We start from the raw sequence: 21,419 nt of genomic DNA, 5'->3' as shown, positions 1-21,419 counted from the left end.
GGTCGGCGGGGGTGCCGGGGACGGGTCGGTGACCCAGCAGTAGTGCGCGGGCCCAAGGTGAACGACCGTGACGCGTCTGGTCAGGAGGTTGAGCACGTCGCGGTCGCCGCGCTGAATCTTCGGCACTGCTGCTGCCTCGAGCTTCTCATCGATGCTGGCGAAGGTCTGAGGGAAGCCGCGGGCCCCGGGACCCACCGGGATAGTGCCTTACTAGTGCTCTGACCGCATAGGTTCGCCGGGTTGGTGGTCGTGGCGGTTGGATGTGCGGTGACGTCCAATCCGACCGCTGGAGGCGCGGTGGCCGAGCCTGTCCGTGTGCGCAGACTGACCGACCAGGAGGGGCAGAAGGTGCAGCAGATCGTGCGTCTGGGCAGCACTAACTCAGTGCGCTATCGGCGGGCGATGATGCTGCTGGCCTCGGTCGGCGGGAACCGGGTGCCCGTGATCGCCCAGCTGGTGCAGGCCGACGAGGACACCGTCCGGGACGTGATCCACCGCTTCAACGAGATCGGCCTGGCCTGCCTGGACCCTCAGTGGGCGGGAGGCCGCCCCCGCCAACTCAGCCCTGACGACGAGGACTTCGTCATCCAGACGGCCACCACCCGCCCGATCAAACTCGGCCAGCCCTTCACCCATTGGTCCCTGCGCAAGCTCGTCGCCTACCTGCGCAAAGTCCACGGCCACGTGATCCGGATCGGCCGCGAGGCGTTACGCTGCCTGCTCGCCCGCCGCGGCGTGACCTTCCAGCGCACCAAGACGTGGAAGGAATCCCCGGACCCCGACCGCGAGGCGAAGCTGGTCCGGATCGAGGAGGTCCTGGACCGATTCCCCGACCGGGTCTTCGCCTTCGACGAGTTCGGCCCGCTCGGGATCCGTCCCACCGCGGACTCGGGCTGGACCGAGCAGAATCGTCCCGACCGGCTGCCCGCCACCTACCACCGCACTCACGGCGTGCGGTACTTCCACGGCTGCTACTCGGTCGGCGACGACACCCTGTGGGGCGTCAACCGCAGCAGAAAGGGTGCCGCCAACACGCTGGCCACGCTGAAGTCGATCCGTGCCGCCCGGCCCGACGGCGCCCCGATCTACGTGATCCTGGACAACCTGTCCGCCCATAAAAGCGCCGACATCCGTCGCTGGGCGGGGAAGAACAAGGTCGAGCTGTGCTTCACCCCGACCTATGCATCCTGGGCGAATCCGATCGAGGCGCATTTCGGACCGCTGCGGCAGTTCACCATCGCCAACTCCCACCACTCCAACCACACCGTCCAGACACGGGCCCTGCACGCCTACCTGCGCTGGCGCAACGCCAACGCCCGCCACCGCGACGTCCTGGCCGCCGAGCGCAAGGAACGCGCCCGCATCCGCAGCGAGAAGGGCATTCGCTGGGGCGGACGTCCCCTCAAGACCGCAGCGTGAGCGCACTTCCTACCCGGTGCGAAGCTCCTCGTGAAAGGCTTGGAGCATGATGGGTGGACCGTCTGACAACCCAGAACTCTGGGCATTCCTGGAGTCATTGCACCGCGGCGAGTTCCTTTCCGGCACCGTCACAGCGATCGAACGGTTCGGCGTGTTCGTGGCGCTGGACGACGGACCCGACCATCCGGTCTTCCCCGGCGTCGGGTTCATCTCCTTCGCTGAACTGACCTGGCGTCGCTTCGAGGCAGCCACCGACGTCGTGCAGGTCGGGCAGCGCGTCTCATGCGAGTTCCTCCAGTTCGACACATGGAACCTGGAGGCCAGACTGTCCTTGAAGGCCACACAGCCAGACCCCTTTCAGCTATTCGCCGACACGACTGCGGTGGGGCAGAAACTGCCTGGCCAGGTCACCAAGCTGATCCCGTTCGGCGTCTTCGTCCAGGTCGCCGACGGGATCGAGGGACTGGTTCACCTGCGAGAGCTCGCCTGGACACCGGTGGAGACTCCAGCAGATGTCGTCCAGGTCGGCGACGAGATCACGGTGGTCGTCACCGAGATCGACCGAGAGCGACGCAGGCTATCCCTCTCCCGACGACAAGGCTCATCCGCCGGCGTATGACGCACTGCGTTCCTGCGACGGTTCCCTTGCCCGAGTGCTCCTGAACGTCTGCTCAGCCAAAGGAAGACACACGCCCAGGCCGGTGAACCTTTGCGGTCACAGCACTAGCAGTTGCGGAACTCGGACAGGACCAGTTCCAGATTGCCTTGCTGTTCGTGGTCGTTGACCTCGGCCGACAACTCGGCTTGACCTCCGCCGGGGTGCGAAGTGCCACCTTCTGTAGTTGCTGGGCTGCTTCGAGGCCATGATCCCTCTCGCCATGACCGACCTGATGGCCCGCCGCCTCACTGGCGAAGCCAGCATTTCCTGGCGCGACCCGACATCAGCGCCCCAAAGCCGCAACTAGGGATGAAGCATCAGGATGAAGCGACCTCTGAGCCGAGGGCTCTTGCACGGCCGACTTGGGAGCCCCGAGCTCGGGCTACGGAGACCAGGCTGTCCAGTTTTCACTCCGTCGACACCGACTCGTCCGGGGCCCAGAGATCGTCAGCGGGTTCACACGGCAACCGACCGGCGGGAGCGGCTTGACCCGGATTGATGGATCAGGCGGGGCTGCCCGGGCCAAGACCAGCTGATTCACGGTATGCCGGGCTGCCGCGTTGCGATCGGGCGGCAGAACACTCACCCACCCGAACTGGGAACGTAGCAGTAATCCTGACCGAAGGTTTTCGGTCACTCTACATATCCATCTGGCATGAGGCGCAACAGTAGGTGTAGCGTCTCAGTAGGTTGCAGTTGCAATCGGCCGGATGGGGGATCCGAGACATGCATCAGAGCGTCCTCGCGAACCGACCCATATGCCAGCGCCTCCTTCGCCTGCCCGTGCAACTCACCGTGCCGTGAGCCACTCCGCTTCAGCAAGCCTGAGTCACAACATCCTGCGCTCACTTGGGGGCCCGGGAAACGGAACGCTGGGATCCATAACGGGAAAGAGGTCTTTCGTGGAATTCAAGGCACTTGGCTCGGTCAGGGATATCGATTCCCAGCAGTGGGATCAGCTGGCGCGTGGACTCCTCTTCGATACACACAACTGGCTGGCCGCGACTGAGGCACAACCGTCAGGCGATGCCCTAGTGACGGTAGAGTTCGACAAGGGGGCGCTTCGATCTGCGATTGCTTGGCAGGCAACCGACTCCACTGATCCGTCGCCCTACTACAACATCGACTCCCTCCTGGCACGGTTCGACGATGCTCATCAACGCAGCGAAGCCGGGTGGACGCTCAACTGTGCGCGCGTCGGACTCCATTCACCAATTCTGGCGGCGCCGGGAGACACGTTCGATTCCTCAAGGCTTGTCGGCCACCTGGACGCTGCAATCGCTACGCGCGACAGCAGTCCGGCAAGGTGTGCGGTCAACTTCTTACCTCACGCTCCTGTGCCAGGTCTGCTCGACGCCCTGAGGGAGCTGGGGTTCCAGGAAGAGAAAACGTACAAGCGCGCTTTCCTGGAAGTGCGAGGTGACTCCTACGACGCCTATCTGGACAGTCTCAATTCTAATCAGAGACGCAACGCGCGGCGAGACCGGACCATGTTCAGGGAGAGTCGGCAGAGAATTTCAATTACGACAGGCCCTGGAGCTGCTGGTGAAGATCTCGTTGCACTCCAGGGCCTCAATAAAATTAAGTACGGACAGCCTTTCGACGCCGAGGGAACACGTCGCCTCTTCCAGGGACTACTTGATTCATTGGGCGAGAACGGCCTTGTCGTACGCAGCCACCAGGGGCAGGAGTGTACCGGCTTCGCCATGTTCTTCGCCGGGAACGAAACCCTCCATTCACTGTGCACTGGATTTGCAGAATTCGACAACAGGAACAGCCCGTACTTCGAGTGCTTCTTCCATGCCCCTATTGAGTGGGCGTATCGAAACAGTATCAAGGAAATCGATTACGGCGTCGGCTCCGTAACAGCGAAACAAAGGCGTGGATGCAAAATTGTCGATGTTTCCACGTGGCATCGATGAGCTACCTTTCCGAACAGCGATGAATCCGACCGTGTTCATGGGGCGACAGAGCATCCGGCCAAGTCTCTTTGTCGCTGCATCGGTAACCGTGCGATAAGCCGCCTACGCAAGAGAGAGAAATCGAATGGCAAGCCCATTAGTGATCCTTGCGGTCGGCTTCTTCAGCGACCTCGTGGAAGAGTTGCTGGAAGCTCACCCACGCCATCGAGTACTGGTCATCGAAGAGAGTGACATCCTCGAATCGCTGCCACCTCGCTGGCGTGACGACCCTCGGATAAGCATGCGGCCAGGCTCGTATCAACAGAGCCTGGAAGCCGCCGAGGTGGGCGTCCACTGGTTCAATACCGATCCCTTCCAAGCCGTGGTGGCCGGACGGGAATACGGCGTGCCGGCCGCACAGCTGATCGCCACACGCCTCGGGTTGAAGGGCCCGGGCCCAACTGCGGCGCAGGTCTGTACCGACAAGCTCGCCATGCGCGAGATCAGCACGAACTGCGGCCTGACGAAAGGGCGATTCGCCGCCGTACGCTCCCCGGCAGACGTCCGCTCCTTCATGGCCGGCTCTCCCGTCGTCCTCAAGCCCCGCAACCGACACGCTTCCCTCGGGGTCGTTCGTATCGACTCCGCCGACGGCATCGAGGCGGGCTGGGCCCAGGCCGTTTCCTCGCATGGGCAGGGAGGGTTGACCGGCAACCGTGAGTTGCATTGGGACTACATGGTGGAAGACCTGGTGGTCGGCCTCGGCGAGTTCTCGGTCGAGTCATTGATCCAGGACGGCAGCATCATCTTCTCGAACACGACCCTGAAGACGATGAGCTCGCCGGATCATTTCAGCCCTACAGGCCATGTCGTCCCCGCACCGATTTCCGAAGACGTGGCTGAGGCACTGCGTAAAGCCGAGCATCGGTTCCTGGAAGCTGTCGGAGTAGCCGATGGAATTGTCCATTCAGAATGGATATGGACCGAATCTGGTCCGCATTTCATTGAATGCGCGGTCCGCTACCCCGGAGGCAGTCTGTCTCGACTGATGGCTTCCGTTTACGGAATGAATCTGGCCGACACTCTGGTGCGACTTCTCGTCGGCGATGAGTTATCGATGAACTTACGCCCGCAGGGCGTTGCCGCCGTGCACTTTCTTGGCGGTACCGAAGGCCGTCTGGTAGCTGTGCGAGGTCTTGACTCGTGTGACTCCGTGGACTGGATCGCAGACCGCAGGATATCGGCCCCGTTGGGCTCCAATATCTCCGGGATGCGAAATTCTGCCGACAGGATCGGCCATGTGGTGATCACTGCGGAGTCCTACCCGATGCTTGAAGAGCGCGTGGGCTGGGTGAAGGACCATATAACGGTTCTGACCGCAAAGGACGAGGCTTGAACTTCGTGAAGCCCGGGAGCGAAAAAAGCGAGGCGCGCCTCGGCAGGCCTATGCTTTTCCTTTTCGCCGGCTACCTGTTGTCTGCCGTCGGATCAGGCATGGTGTACCCATACCTGGCGGTCTACGTGCAGGAGGTGCAGGGCGCGGGCGGGACAGGGGCCGCGTCCGCGCTCGCACTCATAGCCGTGGGAAACGTGCTCGGGAGCCTTGTATCCGGATCCTTCATCGATCGGCGTGGCCCACGCGTCGTGGGAATCTTCGGATTGATTGCTCAGGCCTGCGGCTATGGACTCATCGGATCCGCAGGGTCCGATTATCTCATCTTCGCGTCCTGTTGCCTGATTGGCCTCGGTGGTGGATCGTTCTTCGCGGTGCTCTCGCCAACGATCAGTGCACTCTGCCCTCCGGCCCAGCTACGGAAGGCATTTTCTGCACGATACGTGATCAATAACCTGGGCCTGGGAGCCGGTGCTGGGCTCTCGGCACTGCTGCTGAAGAACGCAGACACCGCAGAATTTCAGACCCTCTACTTTATGAACGGCCTGTCGTACCTCATCCTGCTGGTACTGTTCTGCATAGCCCTGTCCGGTAAATCTCCTGTGAGCTGGCACCAGGCGAGGGACACCCCTGAGCAGAGTTCCTCTTTGCGCAAGCAGCGGCGAGACCTGGACCCGAACTTCAAGCTCCTCCTGGTTGTGCAGACGCTGCTCGTGGCCGCCGGCCTCTCCCAAATACAGTCCGTCATACCCCTGCTCCTCAGTGTGCGCCTTGATCAGTCGACGACGGTGATCAGCAGCTTCTTCATCGTCAACTCTCTAGGGATCGTACTGATTCAACCGCTGGTTGTCCGCCTCGGCAGGCACCTATCTGATGGTTACCTGCTTTCCTTTGCCGGAGGACTCTGGGCTCTGGCTTTCGTGGTGGGGATGGGGTCGTCGTTCCGCGGAGCCCTGGGGACAACCGCGATCTTCGCTTTCTGCGTTATATTCACTGTCGGCGAATGTTTCTACGGGGCAAGTTATCAGCCGTTGTTGATCAAGGTCGCTCCGGACGATCGACTTGGCCAGTACAGCGGTATTTCCTCATCCCTGTACGGCGCCGCCAACTACAGTGCTCCTCCACTGGGAATACTTCTCGTAAACTCCAATTGGCCGAACTCGATCTGGTTCGTCTGTGCGGCGTCGGGGGCGGTGGCAGCGATGTGCTGCCGCCCAATTTCACGCACGCTGCGGCCAGAGGCCAGTCACGTTTCTTAGCGATCGGGGTCGTTGGCAATGCCGCTTCAATAATCCAACATCGCAAAATTCGCGGCCAGCCGCCCTGGTGCGCTCAACGGTTGTTTCTCGCTGTGTCTCGGCCGCAGCCCGGCAGCGCCCCAACCACCGACTCAGGTGCGCCACAACGCGAGGGCTGGGTCCGGCCGCCGCCCGACAGGGCGACTTCATCCAGCCGCGTGATTCTGAATGCGCTTGCGTGATTACTGACATGTGCACGCGATATCTCTGAAATGTCGTGAGGGAAGCTCCTCTTCCAGGACTCCCGGTAGATCGAAAGCTCCGTTCCAGTCTCTCATGCCGCCTGCGTGGCGCCGATTCATGTGAAGGAACGCAAACGCATGCCCATAAATTGGCTCGACCTCAAACCGACGCTGCAAGGGCTCCGCCGACCGCTCGACAAGGACCGCGGTGTCTACCAGCAGATCACGGAGGCTGCCACACGTCATTCGACCGAACTCGCCGTGATACACGGCGATGTCGCGGTGACCTATCAGGAACTCATGGGTCGCGTCCTGGAGTTACGGCACCACTTCCAGACACTCGACCTCCCGCCGAACTCCGCGATCGTCGTCCAGCTCCCGCGCGGCACCGAGTACATCGTCACAGTGCTCGCCACTCTGGCGCACGACTGCCACTTCGTGCCGGTCGCGGAGGGCGAGCCCGAGGAGCGGGTCGCGGAGATCGTCGGCCGAGTGCACGCCGTGGCCCGCGTGAGGCTCTCGCCCTTGGGGCAGCCCGTCGTCTCGCGCCTCAGCGGCGCGGGCTCGTTGCAGCGAGAAGCGCCCGGGCTCGCCTACATACTGCACACGTCGGGAAGCACCGGTCGGCCGAAGGGGGCGGCGCTCTCGACGGCAGCGCTCGCCAACCTCCTCAGCTGGTACGGCGATCAATTGTCACTCACTCCCGACGCCCGCTTCGCACAGCTGTCGCGCCCGTCCTTCGACTTCTCCATCCCCGAGATCTTCCTGCCGCTCGTGCACGGCGCTCGGATGATCATTCCTCCGCGTCCCATCGACAGCGGCCTGATCCCGGTCACGGAATACCTGATCGAGCAAGGCGTGACGACGCTTCAACTCGTCCCCACGCTGCTGCGGCCGTTCGTGAATCTTCTGGATGCCGTTCCGCCCATGGCAAACCGCCTGGAGTCCGTCTCGACCATCGTCTGCAACGGCGAGGCCCTTCCTGATCCGCTCCGGCGGGACGTGTCGCGGGTGCTCCCGACTGCGACCCTCGTCAACTCCTATGGGCCCACCGAGGCTTGTGTCGCGGTCACCTGGCATCGGTGTTCCAAGCAGCAGGAGACCCTGCCGAGCATCATCGGCGCCCCCATGCCCAACGTGGACCTGTACGTCATGTCCGCAGACCTCGAGCCGGTCCCCGCCGGAGGCATCGGCGAACTGTGGATCGGAGGCGTCCAGGTCGCGGACGGTTACACAGGCGCCCCGGCCGAGACACAGCGTTCGTTCCTCGCGCGCCCGGGTCACCAAGGTGAGTCGCAGACCGCGGGCCTCGTCTATCGCACCGGTGACCTGGTACGCGTGCTGGGCGACGGAGATCTGGAGTTCATCGGGCGCCGTGATCGCCAGGTGCAACTGAGGGGCGTACGGGTCGAGATCGGCGAGATCGAGGCCGCGGTCAAGGGAACGGGTCTGTGCGACGAGTGCCGGGTCATCGCGGTCCCCGGACCGGTCGATTCGACCGCGGACGCACTGGAATGCTTCGTGACACCCTCCACGGTCGACACCGTCGAGCTGGAGCGGCAGGTTCGCTCCCGTCTCCCGAAGGACCGATGGCTTCGCCGCTTCCATGCTCTGGCTACTCTGCCCGCAACCGCGAACGGAAAGGCCGACGAAGCAGCACTGCTGGCTTTGGCGCAGCACCCGGGGCCGGGAGCCGATCCCGCTGCCCTCGCTCAGAATCTCGGCACGCGAGGGGCGCACGACACGCCTGGGTCCGCATCTGCGGAAGAAGTGCTCCGGGGGACTCTCGCAGGGCTGATCGGCCGCCTGCCGGCCGCGGAAGAGACCCTGGAGAACATCGGCCTCGACTCGCTGGGGTACCTCGAGCTGCAGGTCGCCACGGCTGACCGTGGCTACGTCCTACCCGAGGATCTCTGTTCCAAGGGGACGAGCACGCTCGGTGGGGTCGCCGCCGGCATGACTGAGCGGACGGCTGGATCTCCCGGAACCGTGGGCCGCACCGGAGCCGATCTCGTGGCATTCAGAGACGAGTTGAGGCGAGTCTTCGACCAGGCATGCGAAGGCGATACCGAATTCGTCGTCGTACAGAGTTCGCTGCCGGACTTCAAGAACGTCTCCCCGCACGATGCCCTCTCCATGCTGCTGTCCGAGATCGACCGCGTATCCGAGCGGATTACCGTCGCCCTGCCCGCCTACACCCTTTCCTTCATCGGTACCGGGACGGTGGATCTCACGCGTGCCCCCTCCGAATCGGGCATGGCTGCTACCCATGTGACGAAAGCCATCGGGGGCCACCGCACTCGGCATCCGGTGTATTCGTTCGTGGTCGTCGGCCCTGACGCCAAACTGTTCGCGGACATCGACTGGAGCGAGCGGTCACCCTTCGGGGATGACTCGATCTTCGGATGGTTCTCGTCGAGACGTACGACGTACGTCCTCCTCGGCACACGCGCCTACGTTCAGGTGCACAGGTCCGAGTATCTGGCCGAGGTGCCGTACATGTCACACGTGTACGTGGAGGGCACTATCACGGACGCCGTCGGCACGAGGAAGGGCGGTGCCAACGTCTATGCGAGGGATGTTCCGGAAAGCCGCGAGGCACAGCTCTTCGGGGTGAACACGGACAGCATCTTCGAGCTGGGCGGGCGCGCGGTGACCACACGAAATCTGGGGATGTGCGAGGCCGCTGTGATCGATGCGCGGGCATTCGAGGAGGTCGTCGTACCTGTGCTCCGGAGCGAACCGTATGCGCTGCTCCATCCGGAACTACAGGAACCCGCCCGGGCACTGGTCAAGAAGCGCGCACTCGACGAGGGACGCGGCCGACAGGCCGGCCGCCGCAAGGACAAGACCGAGGAGGAAGTGTGAATTCGACGTTTGCTGGGGAATTCGATGTGCTGAACGGGGCGCCGTACGGGGTCGTCGACGCGTGCGTGTCCGGCAGCCTCCTTGAGGGCAACCCGGCGGCGGTCGTGCAGCTGGACCGCGAACTGCCGGATGCGGCCCTGCTTCGCATCGCGCAGCTGCTGGACGAGCCTGTCACCGCGTTCGTGTCTGAGCGAGCCGACTCGAGTGGCTACGAACTCCGTTGGTTCACGCGGAACTGCGAGCTACGCATCTGCGGCCACGCCACACTGGCGGCCAGTGAATGGATGCTGGGGCGACTGGGGGACGGCCAGCCCGTGGAGTGGCACACCAAGGCGGGCGTCCTGACGGCCGATCGGGTCGATGGGAAGGTGCGGGTGAGTTTACCCGAGACGACGCTTCACTCCATGGACTCGGAGCTGACGCGGCAGCTGACGGCGGTCCTGGGGACGCAGACGAAGGAGTGTTACGTCGCAGGGGACGACTACCTCGCCGTGCTGGACGACGGCGAGAAGGTGATGGACTTCCAACCGGACGTAGCCGCCATCGAACGCCTGGAATGCCGTGGGGTGATCATGACCGCGGAGTACCCGTCGGCGGGCGGGAAGGAGGACCTGGACTACGACATCGTGTCCCGGATGTTCGCACCCAGAATCGCGCTACCCGAGGATGAGGTCTGTGTTTCGGCGCACCTGGCGTTGTATCCCTTTTGGGCGCAGAGGCTTGGGCGTCGGAAGCTGAAGGCCTTACAGCCCTCTCCTCGCGGTGGCGCGCTGGAACTCGAGTCCCACATTCCGGGGCGCGTTTCGGTCACCAGTGAATGCCGCGTGACCACGAGTGGAATGTGGAGTCCTGGAATCTAGACGGGTGTGCCTCTCGTCGGCCCCGGAGAGGGTTCGCGACCTCCGGGGCCGTTCGGCCGGCCGGGTCATGGCCAATTGGGGCGCACGCCAGAGCAGCCTCGGGACCTGTCTGGCCGGGGAGCCTTCTTACAGCGCCCGCAGCTGTCTGAGTCGTCCTGGGCCTCGGGGCAGGCCGACGATCGGTGGCTGCAACTCCCGGCTGAGGAGTTGCCCACCACGAGCTGGAAGAACTCATCGATACACATGGGCGTCAGGTGCTGTAGCAGTTGGCCCGGATGCTCTGGAGTGCGCCCGCGGCGCGAGGGGGAAGCCGTCTGCCAGCCCAGCACCAAAATCCCTGACACAGCGTCAAGCTGTAGGCTCCACCGCGTGCCATTCAGATACTTAGCGACCGATCCCGCCCCGATCCCTCTCGGCGCCAAGGTGGCGGTCATCGCCCCCGCCGGGCCTGTCCGCCCGGAGCGTCTTGAACGTGGCTGCGAACTACTCCGTGGGCTGGGCCTGGAGCCAGTACTGGGCCGACACCTCCTTGGACCGGTGCGTGGGTATCTGGCCGCCGGAGACGCACAGCGCGCCAGTGACCTGGAAGAGGCTTACACCGATCCGGACATCCGTGCCGTACTCTGCGCGCACGGCGGATACGGATCCGTGCGCCTGCTCGACATCCTCGACTGGGAGCGGCTTTCAAAGGTCGCTGCCGACAGTCCCCCGAAGCCGTTCGTGGGCTCCAGCGACATCACCGCCTTGCACCGGGCACTGGCACTACATCTGGGCGTGCGCACCTACTACGGCCCGGTCGTCGCCGGGCCGATTCTCGGCGAGCCGAAGCCGTGTCCGCAGACCGTCCGGAGCTTCGCCGACAGCCTGTTCTCTCCAGGCGCGCCCTCCGACCTGTCCGGCGGCACCTGCATCGTCCCCGGCAAGGCCGAGGGAATGACCACCGGTGGCACCCTCACCCTGATCTGTTCGCTCGCAGGGGCCCCCGAGTTCCGGTCGGCCGCGGGCAAGATCGTCCTGTTCGAGGACGTGAAGGAGAGTCCCTATCGGATCGACCGGATGCTCACGCAGCTTGTCCGAGGCGGCTGGTTGGACCAGGCCCGAGGGATCGCCTGCGGCTCGTGGGAGGATTGCCGACCCGCCGAGCAGGTCGTCGAGATCCTGTTCGACCGTCTGGGAGGGCTGGGCATCCCCATCGTCACCGGCTTGCCGTTCGGCCATGGCCCAACGCAGTTGACCGTGCCGTTGGGCGCACACGCTGAACTTGATGCCACATCCGGCGTGTTGAGGTTCGGCCCTTACTGAGCTTGCCGGGTGCTGCCGGATGATGGGTCAGGTCGAGTCCGGGCTCGGTCTGACAACCGTCGATCAAGTGGGGACGGAGCTGAATGTGCCGCAAGCCGCGACGAAGGATGCACTCAAGGAGGTCATCAGCGCTGAAGGCGGTGTTGGCCAGCGGGCCGCGCCGCAATATCAACCAGATGCGTTCGACCGGCTTCAGGTCCGTTGAGTAGAAGGGCAGTTGGATGAGAATGAGCCGGTCGTGCTCGTCGGCGTACTCCCGCCTCCCGACTACATCAGCCGGGGTCGGGTCGATGTGGTGGAGCCGCCTGTGGTTGCGGCCATGCGCGGGCGGCACCCGCCGCAACCGCGCGGACGTCGCCCGGCTCTCGGCCTGGGACGGAGCGCGCCGTGGTGAGGGGCGCGCGCAAGCAAGAGCAAGGGGCAAGGGCGTCCGAGGAGAACCTCGGCAGGGTCTGCGCGAGGGCCGGATCCTGCACCCCGGTGATGAGGGCGTCCAGGTGATCGTTCGTCACCACTACCTCGGATGCCCTCACCGTGCTGCCGCCCTCACCATCAGCAGTCATCACCGCTCCTGTGGGCAGCAGTGCCCGCCGCCATGCGGCGGGCGAGCCGATGACTACGAATCCCAGTCGAGGCGGCCGTTGACCACTGGCGGCGGGCCGCAGCCGTCGAGGCCGGGCCATCCCTGCCCTGCCTCGAAAGCGTCAGCCACGGTGGTCAGGTAGGCGGCCAGCGTCGGCCCGCCGGACTCGGGGGCTCCGCCCAGGAAGAAGTAGTGGCCGAGCTGCCCGTACGTGTCCGAACCGGGCGTCAGGTCGACGAATTCGCCAGAAACCCCGTCGTCGCCAGTACTGAGCAGCGGCAGATACTTCACGCGCTCTTCCAGCCCCACATCCTCGTGATCGAAGAAGTAACGGGTCTCAAGCGGATAGATGCCGACCCCGCCGGGCAGCGGGTAGCAGCACGGGGCGAGAGGGTCCCACCGCTCCCACTCCTCGCGGTCCTCCTCGCCCCTCACCGGCCCCAGGCTGACGGGCGTCTTGTCGAACTCGTCTTCTGAGCCGGTGCCGTTGCGCAGCAGGTAGAAGGCGCGCACATCGGCGGGCAGGGCGGCGCCGAGCTGCTCCTCGTGGGCGCGAACCTGTTCCTCGGTGCAGGGCGGAGGCAGGGCGGCGTAGGTGCGGGGTGCGTGCTGCTTGAGCCACAGCTCGATCCGGGCCCAGGCGGCGCGGGTCTGCCCGGCTCGTATCTCATCGTGTTCGGTCATGGTCTGGACCTTAACCACGGGGTACGACAACAGATGCTGCACACGAGGGAGCGTGGTGCCCGTCAGCGAAGGACCAGCTCGACCTGGAACAACTGGTGCGCCGGCGGGTTCGTTCCGCTGACCCGTGCGGGAGTTGAGGCTGTTCATGCAGGTCGGAGGCGCGGGCAGACGCTTCACTCGATCGTGGGGGGCCTGACGATTACTCGCAGATTCCAGGAGTTCTCTCCGCAATTTGCTTCCTTGCGACGGCTTCCGGGACTCGTCGTTTCTCCCTCATCACGGGCGGCGACGTAGCTGTGAAGGACCGTCCTGGGCGAGCAAGTGCAGCCGGAGCCGGGCGCTCCAGCGAGAGACCGCGGCGACCGCATCCGTGGAAGCCGAGCGGGCGCTCCTCCAGGACTCCCTCGCCGAGTACGTACGGGCCCGAGACGTCGCGGGCCTGGCACCACGGGCGCTGGAGTCGTTGATCCAGCCGGTGCTGGAGATCTGCTCGTACTACGACGTCATGCCGTGGCACCTGGCCGCGGCAACTGGACAAATACTTCGCGGGCCCAGGCAAGCGGCCGCGGCACACGACCGTCCGGTCGAAGATCAACCGAATCGACCCTTACTACGCCTTCCTTGAACAGCGGTACGCCGACGAGATCCACCGCCGGTTTGGCGCGGAGGTCCAGTCCCCCGTCGACTCGTTCAACCGGCCGGTCCACCGCGGGGACTTCGGGCTTCGAATCCCGCCGTCGGCCCGGGCGACGAAGGAGTTCTTCTGGTCGCCCGTGAAGTGGGCGAACCCAGGCACCCACACCGAGACGGCCGCCGTCCTCGTCACGGCGGGGGCAACCCTGTGATCCGCGTACCGGTCGAGCTTCCGCACCCCGGAGCCTTGGCGCCCAGCGCGCGCCCCCGCGCCTCGGTTTCCCCTCTTGGGTTCCCTCCGCGCAGAAGCTCGTGCGGGACCTGCCCGCTACCGTGAGACGTGTAGGTTCGCGTGCGACAGGGGGACGGACATGCCCGAGAGGACCACCGTTCAAGTTCCTTGCCCTGGCGGCGAGGAAAGATACGTCATGCTCACCAACGAGTTCACTACGGTCGGCGGCGTGGGGAATCCGACCAACACCGGCGACAACTACCTGATGCTGGTGCCCTGGGACCGGAACGGCCGGATGACCCAGGGCCGCGAGGTGATCGACGTCGGACAGCACCTGGACTGGTACTACGCGCCGTCGGGCGCCGTCGCCATCTCCGTGCACTCCGGCTCCAGCTGCCGGGGGCGCGCCCAGCTGACGTACGACACACCCAACACCTGAACACGAGGCAGGGGCCGCCCTCCGCGCTTGCGTTCAACCCGGGTCGAGCGGCAAGAGTCGCGTTCCACCAGCCGCCGGGCACCGGAGGAGCCCGTCGTTCGCTGCCGCCGAACTGGCTGGGGGCGACCAGCGATCAGGGGGTTTGGGCTGCTCGGGACGTGCGGGACGTGCGCGAGCCGGGGAGCGGTGAACGACCAGGCTATGTGCCCTCGGTGCGCCTGGCGTGGATCCGAGTGTCCTCGGGCCGGGACGGACGGCTGGAGCGAGACTCCGTGCCGCCGCTGCGCCTGGACCGTGCGGTGACACGGGCGGCCGTATGCGCCCCCCTGTCTGCTGACAGTCCGCCTTGGAGAGGACGACCCCTGGGTCTGAGGCAAGCTCCACGACGCACTTCCTGCCCCCGGCCGGCCGCGTCAGCTCGCCCTGGACATCGACGGGGCCGCCTGCCCGAGGCGAGGCCGCCGCGCATGCCCCAGGCCAAGCCCGGGCGGCGCGCGGCCATCCCCCCCGTGGTTACGGGCTCGGCTCCCCCAGCAGGTCCACGACGACACCCGGATCTGCCCGCCCCAGGTCCCCGGGCGACTCGGGCTCTCCCCCACCCCGGCCCGCCAGTCCGCCCGCACCCACGCGGCCCGCATCCGCGACCGCCACATCCCGGCTTCGAGGCCGTCTCCGCGCAGCCGCAGCAGATGGCCGACGAGCACCGGGTACGCGCCTGGGAAGCTGGCTACGGGTATCGGCGCGGAGGCAGCGCACGATATTTGGTGTGCACAGAGGGCTGGGTTGTCGTATCGTGCATGGGTTCCTGCGCCGGAACTTGTCGGCGGCGGTGATCAGGCTTCCTGTTCCTACTGTGTTGATCTTGAGGTGACTTCGTATTCCCCAGGCCATGTAGCGGTCCGCATTACCCCCACGTGCCTAGTCTTCGCACGTGTCCGGGGGCGGACGTCGCGCTGGCCTGAGTTGCGTCACCCTCCCCCGCAGTTCTCTGTCTTTCCCGGGTGCAGCTCTGCCGTCTGCCCCGGGTTTCGTGTTTTCCGGCCCCGGTGCGGCTGTCGGCAGGGCTCCCCGATTCCTTTGGATCAGGAGTTTCCCGTCGTGTCTTCCTCCGCGCTCGACAACGAGCCGCAGCACACCACCCAGCCCCCGACCCGCCCCTCACCTGGACTGTCGAAGATGGGCCTGGCGGCCTGGGTCGCCCTCTTGGTGCTGCTGGGCGCCGAACTGATGGACATGATCGACCAGTCGGTCGTCCTGACCGCCCTGCCCGCGATCCAGGAGTCGACCGGCGCCGGACCAGACGCGTTGCAGTGGCTGACCACCGGCTATTCACTGCCCGTCGCCGTCGGGCTGATCACCGGCGGGCGCCTGGGCGACCGCTACGGCAGGCGCAGGATCCTCCTCATCGGCACCGCCGTGTTCACCACGGCCTCGCTGTTGTGCGGGCTTGCCGCCGGGCCGGGCGTGCTGATCGGCGCCCGCGCCCTCCAGGGCGTGGGAGTGGCCATCATGGTCCCGCAGATCCTGGCGACCCTCCATGTCACCTTCGAGGGGCAGAACCGCAGCAAAGTGTTCGGTCTGTACGGGGCCGTCATGTCGCTCGCCAATGTCCTGGGTCCGGTGATGGGCGGTCTGCTGACCGAGGCGGACCTGTTCGGGCTGTCCTGGCGGCCGATCTTCCTGGTCAACGTGCCCGTCGGCCTCGCTGTGATCCTGCTGGGACGTCGGTTCATCCCCGAGTCGACCGTGAAGAAGGCAGACCGGCCCGACCTGACCGGCATGCTGCTGTCCGCGCTGGCCATCGTCCTGATCGTCTTCCCGCTCACCGAAGGGCACCTCCATCACTGGCCCCGGTGGTGCTTCGGCATGCTCGCCGCGGGCCTCCTCGTCTTCGGTGTCTTCCTGCGCCAACAGCAGCGCAAGCAGGGCAACGCACCCCTCGTGGCCCTGTGCCTCTTCCGGAGCCGGCAGTTCTCCGGCGGCATGGCCGCGCAGCTGATGCACGGCCTGCTGTGCGGGCTGTTCTTCATGACCTGGACGCTCTACCTCCAGCGCGGACTGGGCATGAGCCCCTTCCACGCGGCCCTGGCCTTCGTACTGCTGTCCCTCGGAGAGCTGGCCGGTGCCACGGTCACGGCGAAGAGCGCCGGGCGCTTCGCCCGCCGCCTGCCGCAGACCGGAGCCCTCATCACACTCGCCTCGACGGCCGCCTACGGGCTCCAGATCGGCGCAGGCAAGGAGGGCCTGACTCTGCTCGGGATGACCGCTCCGGTGGTACTGATCGGCTTCGGCCTCGGCATGGTCGGCGGCCCGCTCGCCGACATGTCGCTGGCCAGGGTCCCGCACGAGGACGCCGGGTCCGCCTCGGGCCTGTTCAATACCGTCATGCACCTGGGCATCGCCCTCGGGACCGCGCTGACCGCCTTGGTGTTCTTCGCCACCACCGGCGGCTCATCCGACGCCGGACTCAACCGCGACGCGTTCATCACCGTGCTGTGGTGGGTCGGCAGCCTCCTCGCCCTGATGTGGGCCCTGCTGTTCTGCCTGCCCAAGAGAGCAAACAGCCAGGCTGGCTGAGTCACCTTCGACGGCTGCGGTACCCAGCTCGGGCGCCGCAGCCCCTCGGCCGAGACGTAGGCATCGTCCAGGGGCCGTTCTCAAGCGAAGCCGGCCGGAGGGAACCCACGGCAGACTTGACGCTGAACCGGCACAGCTGCGACTGGTTCCCCGAGAGAGTCCTCCGAGATTCGGCGAACCCGTCGGATTCCCGTCGCCGTCCAGAGCATGACCCACGCAGGCACCCGGGAGGGCCACCTCGTCACCATGCGCCGTCGTCCCACCGCGGAGCACAGCGGAATCGCTGTGCGGTGCGCGATGGGGAGCGTCTAGAGTCAGCGCGGTTACAGGGGAGGGGACTTTCACAGGTGAGAAACGCAAGAGGGATGGCCGCCGGCATGGCCGTCGGCGTCGCTGTGCTCATGATGGCGGGCTGCGCGTCGAAGGCACAGTCCACCCAGGGCAAGAGCACAGGCACCTTCCGGCCCAAGATGTACGGGGGTGCTGGGGAGCTGCCGGAGAAACTGGCCGCGGACGGCACGACGATCGTGGTGGGCGATCCGGCCGCGGCGACCACGGTCCAGTTGTACGTGGACCCGCGCTGCCCGGTCGTCGAGCAGTTCGAGGCCATCGGTGCCCCGTCGCTGCGCGAGACGACCCTGCGCCGCGAGACCAAGACCGCCTACACCCTCGCTTCCTTCCGGGACGACCGCGCGGGAGGCGACGGCTCCAAGAGGGCCGTCAACGCCCTGCGTGCGGCGCTGGAGGAGGGCAAGTTCACCGAATACCACACCGTGCTCTTCGCGAACATGACCAGAACCGAACTCACCGGCGGCTACACCACCTCCTCCCTGCTGAAACTGGCCGGGCAGGTCAAGGGACTGCGCAGCACGCGCTTCGACACGGCCGTGAAAACGATGAAGTACCAGGACTTCGTCACCGCATCGGAAAAGGCATACGAGGCAGCCGGCGGCGACGACCCACGCGGCCCCGGCACCCCCACCGTCGCCATCAACGGCACGCAGATCAGCGACGAATGGAAAGGCCTGATCTACGAGAAGAAGACGTTCCGGCAGCTGCTGGACGCCTTCCGCGACTAGGTAGTTTCGTTTGATCCACCGGTCGTTGATCTGGGTGTGCCGTTAACAGAGGCGCAGGGGGCGCGGATCGAGCCGTTGCTCTTTCACCTGCCGGAGAAGTACGGCAACAGGCAAGGCCTCTCCAACCGGCTGCGCATGTAGGCCGTCGATGGCACCTGGGAGCGGGTGTCACCGCGCTGATGGCCCAGGCTGACGCCGGTGAGGACCTGGCCTGGGCGGCGTCGGTGGACTCCACTGGGTGCTGCGGGCTCACCAGCGGCCGGGGCCCGCGAAAGGGCCCGTCAGGTGGACCGGCCGAACACGCCGTCGGCCGGCCCCCGCGGCGGGGCCGCCGCCCAAGATCCACCTCGCGGCCGATGCCCGCTACCGGCCTCTGGCGTTCGTTCTCACCGCCGACCAGGCCAGCGATGCACCGGCTCTCCCCGACCTCACAGCCCGTCCGCGCAATCCCCGGCGGCGTGCTCGACCGCGCACCAGCCCGGCCCTGGCCCTGGCCCTGGCCGACAAGCCGTATTCATCCCGAGCGATCCGTGACCACCAGCGCAAGCGTGGCATCCGGGCGGTGATCCCGGCCCCGGCAGCCCAGCGTGACCACCGGCTGCGACGAGCCGGCCAGGGCGGCAGGCCTCGGCCTTCGACCGCGAGGCCTACAAGCAGCGCAACACCGCTGAGCGGTACATCGACCGCCACAAACCACGGCGCGGAATCGCCACCCGCCACGAGCAGACGGAGGCCACCTACCTGGCCGGACCGCACATCGCCGACATCTTCCTGTGGTCCGGCCCGCCGCTCCGAAGAGAAGTCCCTGAGGTCTGTCCGACGGGTCATGATCCGGAGCTGCCCCAACGTTTCACTCCTTGATCAGAAAGTCCTCCAGAGACTTGCCCTGCTCACTGATCGCCTTCCTGAGGACCGCGGGTGTACGCCCCTGCCCCGTCCATGTCCACGCCTCACCACTCTCGTCGGTGAACTGGTACCGAGCAGCCAAAGGCCGACTGATGCGCTTGGCACCCGACATCGCACTGAGCAGCTCATCGGAGTCGATGCCGTCCGCCAGCAACATCTCGCGGTACTGCTGGAGCTTCCTGTTCCTCTCGTCAGCCTCCACCTGCTCCGGGTACGCCTCCCGCTGACGCTCCTCAACAATCACTTCCAGCTTGGCCAGCATGTCCTCCAAGGTCTCCAAGGAGACCTCACGCGCCTGATCCCGCAGCGTGCGGATGTTGCTGAGTACCTTGAGCCCATCGGACACGGATACCCCTCCACCGATTCGGCCTGCCCGGCTCCTGTCGACCATCAAGGGCAGCCGATCGAGTGCCCGGGGCACACCGCGACAAACAGACCACCAAGTCCCTTCGCCCGCGGCGGGCCACCTCTCCCACACCACCCCGGCAGGATCCATCAGACAGGCCCTAGCTCAGACCCACGAGGCGAAGACCCACTGATGCCCGATCGTGATCCACAGGCGCACAACCCCGTATGAACCCCGGATGTCTGAAAGGCGCCGGAGGAGGGCTCTCCGGCGCCTTTCGGTACGGACATACGGAGATCGGAGTTCAGGTGGGCAAGAACGTCTGGAGAGCTGGCGTGGCCGGTGGCGCGGCGGCGGTGTTCACGGGCCTGGCCGCGGTGCCGGCCGGGGCGGCCGAGGGCGGAGCCTCCTTCACCCGCGTCCAGGTGAACGGCGGCAAGCCGATCGTGATCGGGGTGTCCGAGGCCGCGGTGCCCGCCTCCTTCCGGATGACGACCACCCGCAAGTGGAAGTGGTCGGCGGTGTTCCTGTACCGCGGCAACACGGAGGACCGACTGTGGCACGCCATCGAAACGAGTGACTGCCACGAGGTGAGCGCGGGTGTCTGCGACTTCAACGAGAGGATGTACTTCGACCCCACTGAGTGGGACATGCGCAACAGCGAGGCCGGGGCCTGGAAGGTCGCAGCCGAGGTGTCCTTCAAGGGCGGCGGCGCTGACACGGACGACAAGGGCCTGACCGTCTACGTCAAGCGCAAGTCCCGCCTGAGTGTGAACGCCGCACCCGAGCCGGTGTCCAAGGGCAAGCCCATCACCGTGACCGGCAAGGTGACGCGGGCCAACTGGGAGACGAAGAAGTACGCTTCCTACGGAAGCCGTCTGGTGAGCCTGCAGTTCAAGCCCAGCGGGGCCACCTCCTACACCACGGTGAAGAAGGTGCACGCCAACGGCTCGGGTGCTCTCAGAACGACCGTGAAGGCATCCCAGACGGGCGCGTGGCGCTGGGCCTACTACGGCAACACCACCACCGGCCCTTCGACTTCGGCCCCGGACAACGTCGTGGTGCGATGAGAAGCCGCCCTGATCCTTCTGAGGTGAGTACGTACTGGTCCTTCGTGTGACCGGGGGCCCCGGGCGGCTTCGGGCATGGCTTATGGGGGGCTCTCGCGTCGTGCAGGGGCCGGAGGAGCCGCGCGGAGATGGTAGTGCGGGGGCTTCGCGGCGCGGCACACTCGGGACATGGCCGACATCGAGGTCGATGACCACACCGTGCACACCTTCGAGGACCTGGCGCGGGACGCGGGGCTGTCCGGCCCGGAGTTTCTGGCGAAGGCAGCGCAGGAGAAGGAGCGCGCGCGTGCCCCGGAGGCCGGGGCCGCGGCGTTTCGCCGGGTGACCAGCGACCCGGCCACGGTCGTTGGCCTTCGCCGCCGAGTTCAGGGATCCGACCTCGGCGCCGCGCGGCACGAAGGCGGCCTGAGTGCCCGGTGAGTACCTGATCGATCATGGGTAACGCTTGAGCACCAGACGGAAATCCTGCTGGACGACTTGAGCGTCAACGACTTCTCGGTGCCCCGCCCCAAGGTCGATCCGCCCCGGCACGACAAGGGCTCCGGCGCGTGGTGGCGGGCCGCGGTGCTGCTGGAGGAGCGCGTGCCGCTGCGCCCGCGGCCCTCCCCCAACGAACTGTTCGCCTACGGCCTGGCCATCGCCTACCTGGAGCTGTCCGGGTACCAGGCGCACACCAAGTACGAGCAGTGGCGAGATCTGATCAGCGGCATCCGGCTGCTGCACCTGGCCGCCTTCCAAATCGCCGGCCGGCTGCCCGCGCTGCGGGCGACGTAAGTCTCCAGCACGGGCCCCAGGGCTCAGACGGGCAGGCCCGCCGCTGCGACGAGCGCGGGCACGCCGGGCGCGCCACTGCCCGGCGCCTATGCGGGTGCAGGGCCGCTCGCGTACCTCTGCGGGGGCGATGCGGACGGCGTGGAGGAATGCGCCCACGGCCTGTTCGGGACAAGCGGGCCGGTGCTGGGCCAGTCCGTCCCGGTGGGCCGCGACAC

17 protein-coding genes and 2 pseudogenes are annotated in these 21,419 nt (G+C 66.0%); 17 read left to right on the top strand and 2 right to left on the bottom strand.

The window, feature by feature from the left end:
- The first annotated feature begins 297 nt into the window (after positions 1 to 297).
- The 10 genes and pseudogenes from AC07GB_RS29910 (at position 298) to AC07GB_RS29865 (ending at position 12,086) form a co-directional block, all read left to right on the top strand.
- On the top strand, positions 298 to 1,419 hold the full coding sequence (locus AC07GB_RS29910; RefSeq protein WP_478850833.1) for an IS630 family transposase: 1,122 nt from the start codon (positions 298 to 300) through the stop codon (positions 1,417 to 1,419).
- A 46-nt stretch (positions 1,420 to 1,465) separates the two neighbouring features.
- Positions 1,466 to 2,038, top strand: coding sequence for a S1 RNA-binding domain-containing protein (locus tag AC07GB_RS29905; protein WP_478850831.1), 573 nt, complete (start codon positions 1,466 to 1,468; stop codon positions 2,036 to 2,038).
- Between the two features lie 238 nt (positions 2,039 to 2,276).
- Positions 2,277 to 2,384: pseudogene (locus AC07GB_RS29900) on the top strand (IS5 family transposase); the annotation flags it as partial.
- Positions 2,385 to 2,979: 595 nt separating this feature from the next.
- Positions 2,980 to 3,999 carry a GNAT family N-acetyltransferase gene (locus AC07GB_RS29895; protein WP_478850829.1) on the top strand — a complete coding sequence of 340 codons (1,020 nt, stop codon included), beginning with the start codon at positions 2,980 to 2,982 and terminating at the stop codon, positions 3,997 to 3,999.
- A gap of 124 nt (positions 4,000 to 4,123) precedes the next feature.
- Entirely contained in the window at positions 4,124 to 5,374 is a 1,251-nt protein-coding gene (locus AC07GB_RS29890; protein WP_478850827.1) for an ATP-grasp domain-containing protein, read from the top strand.
- Between the two features lie 5 nt (positions 5,375 to 5,379).
- The gene (locus AC07GB_RS29885; RefSeq protein ID WP_478850892.1) at positions 5,380 to 6,630 is read left to right on the top strand and encodes an MFS transporter; all 1,251 of its coding nucleotides are present in this window, start codon (positions 5,380 to 5,382) and stop codon (positions 6,628 to 6,630) included.
- 326 nt (positions 6,631 to 6,956) lie between these two features.
- Positions 6,957 to 9,719 carry an AMP-binding protein gene (locus AC07GB_RS29880; RefSeq protein ID WP_478850825.1) on the top strand — a complete coding sequence of 921 codons (2,763 nt, stop codon included), beginning with the start codon at positions 6,957 to 6,959 and terminating at the stop codon, positions 9,717 to 9,719.
- Positions 9,716 to 10,579, top strand: a complete 864-nt coding sequence (locus AC07GB_RS29875; RefSeq protein WP_478850823.1) for a PhzF family phenazine biosynthesis protein — start codon at positions 9,716 to 9,718, stop codon at positions 10,577 to 10,579. The genes AC07GB_RS29880 and AC07GB_RS29875 overlap by 4 nt, the downstream gene beginning before the upstream one ends.
- A 243-nt stretch (positions 10,580 to 10,822) precedes the next feature.
- A complete protein-coding gene (locus tag AC07GB_RS29870) occupies positions 10,823 to 11,881 on the top strand; it encodes a S66 peptidase family protein (protein WP_478850890.1) in 1,059 nt (352 codons plus the stop codon).
- Between the two features lie 19 nt (positions 11,882 to 11,900).
- Positions 11,901 to 12,086: a hypothetical protein gene (locus AC07GB_RS29865; RefSeq protein ID WP_478850821.1), complete on the top strand. Its 186-nt coding sequence runs from the start codon at positions 11,901 to 11,903 to the stop codon at positions 12,084 to 12,086.
- 411 nt (positions 12,087 to 12,497) lie between these two features.
- Here AC07GB_RS29865 and AC07GB_RS29860 read toward each other — a convergent pair whose 3' ends face one another.
- Entirely contained in the window at positions 12,498 to 13,148 is a 651-nt protein-coding gene (locus tag AC07GB_RS29860; RefSeq protein WP_478850819.1) for an SMI1/KNR4 family protein, read from the bottom strand.
- Between the two features lie 1,061 nt (positions 13,149 to 14,209).
- Here AC07GB_RS29860 and AC07GB_RS29855 point away from each other — a divergent pair.
- From AC07GB_RS29855 to AC07GB_RS29840, 4 genes and pseudogenes are all read left to right on the top strand, one after another.
- On the top strand, positions 14,210 to 14,452 hold the full coding sequence (locus AC07GB_RS29855) for a hypothetical protein (RefSeq protein WP_478850817.1): 243 nt from the start codon (positions 14,210 to 14,212) through the stop codon (positions 14,450 to 14,452).
- 1,098 nt (positions 14,453 to 15,550) lie between these two features.
- Positions 15,551 to 17,029, top strand: coding sequence for an MFS transporter (locus tag AC07GB_RS29850; protein WP_478850815.1), 1,479 nt, complete (start codon positions 15,551 to 15,553; stop codon positions 17,027 to 17,029).
- 347 nt (positions 17,030 to 17,376) lie between these two features.
- The gene (locus AC07GB_RS29845; RefSeq protein WP_478850813.1) at positions 17,377 to 18,108 is read left to right on the top strand and encodes a DsbA family protein; all 732 of its coding nucleotides are present in this window, start codon (positions 17,377 to 17,379) and stop codon (positions 18,106 to 18,108) included.
- A 238-nt stretch (positions 18,109 to 18,346) separates the two neighbouring features.
- Positions 18,347 to 18,721 (top strand): annotated as a pseudogene (locus AC07GB_RS29840) (transposase); the annotation flags it as partial.
- A gap of 237 nt (positions 18,722 to 18,958) precedes the next feature.
- On the opposite strand, the gene AC07GB_RS29835 reads toward AC07GB_RS29840, so the two are convergent.
- On the bottom strand, positions 18,959 to 19,360 hold the full coding sequence (locus tag AC07GB_RS29835) for an H-NS family histone-like protein (protein WP_478850811.1): 402 nt from the start codon (positions 19,358 to 19,360) through the stop codon (positions 18,959 to 18,961).
- A gap of 308 nt (positions 19,361 to 19,668) precedes the next feature.
- Here AC07GB_RS29835 and AC07GB_RS29830 point away from each other — a divergent pair, with 308 nt between their 5' ends.
- The 3 genes from AC07GB_RS29830 (at position 19,669) to AC07GB_RS29820 (ending at position 21,204) form a co-directional block, all read left to right on the top strand.
- Positions 19,669 to 20,430: a hypothetical protein gene (locus AC07GB_RS29830; RefSeq protein WP_478850809.1), complete on the top strand. Its 762-nt coding sequence runs from the start codon at positions 19,669 to 19,671 to the stop codon at positions 20,428 to 20,430.
- A gap of 168 nt (positions 20,431 to 20,598) precedes the next feature.
- Complete coding sequence (locus tag AC07GB_RS29825) at positions 20,599 to 20,850, top strand: antitoxin MazE7 (protein ID WP_478850807.1); 252 nt, start codon at positions 20,599 to 20,601, stop codon at positions 20,848 to 20,850.
- 57 nt (positions 20,851 to 20,907) lie between these two features.
- Positions 20,908 to 21,204, top strand: coding sequence for a toxin Doc (locus AC07GB_RS29820; protein ID WP_478850805.1), 297 nt, complete (start codon positions 20,908 to 20,910; stop codon positions 21,202 to 21,204).
- Positions 21,205 to 21,419: the final 215 nt, after the last annotated feature.

Source organism: Streptomyces sp. NPDC045778 (assembly GCF_056431945.1).
This window is presented reverse-complemented; position numbering and strand designations above follow the sequence as displayed.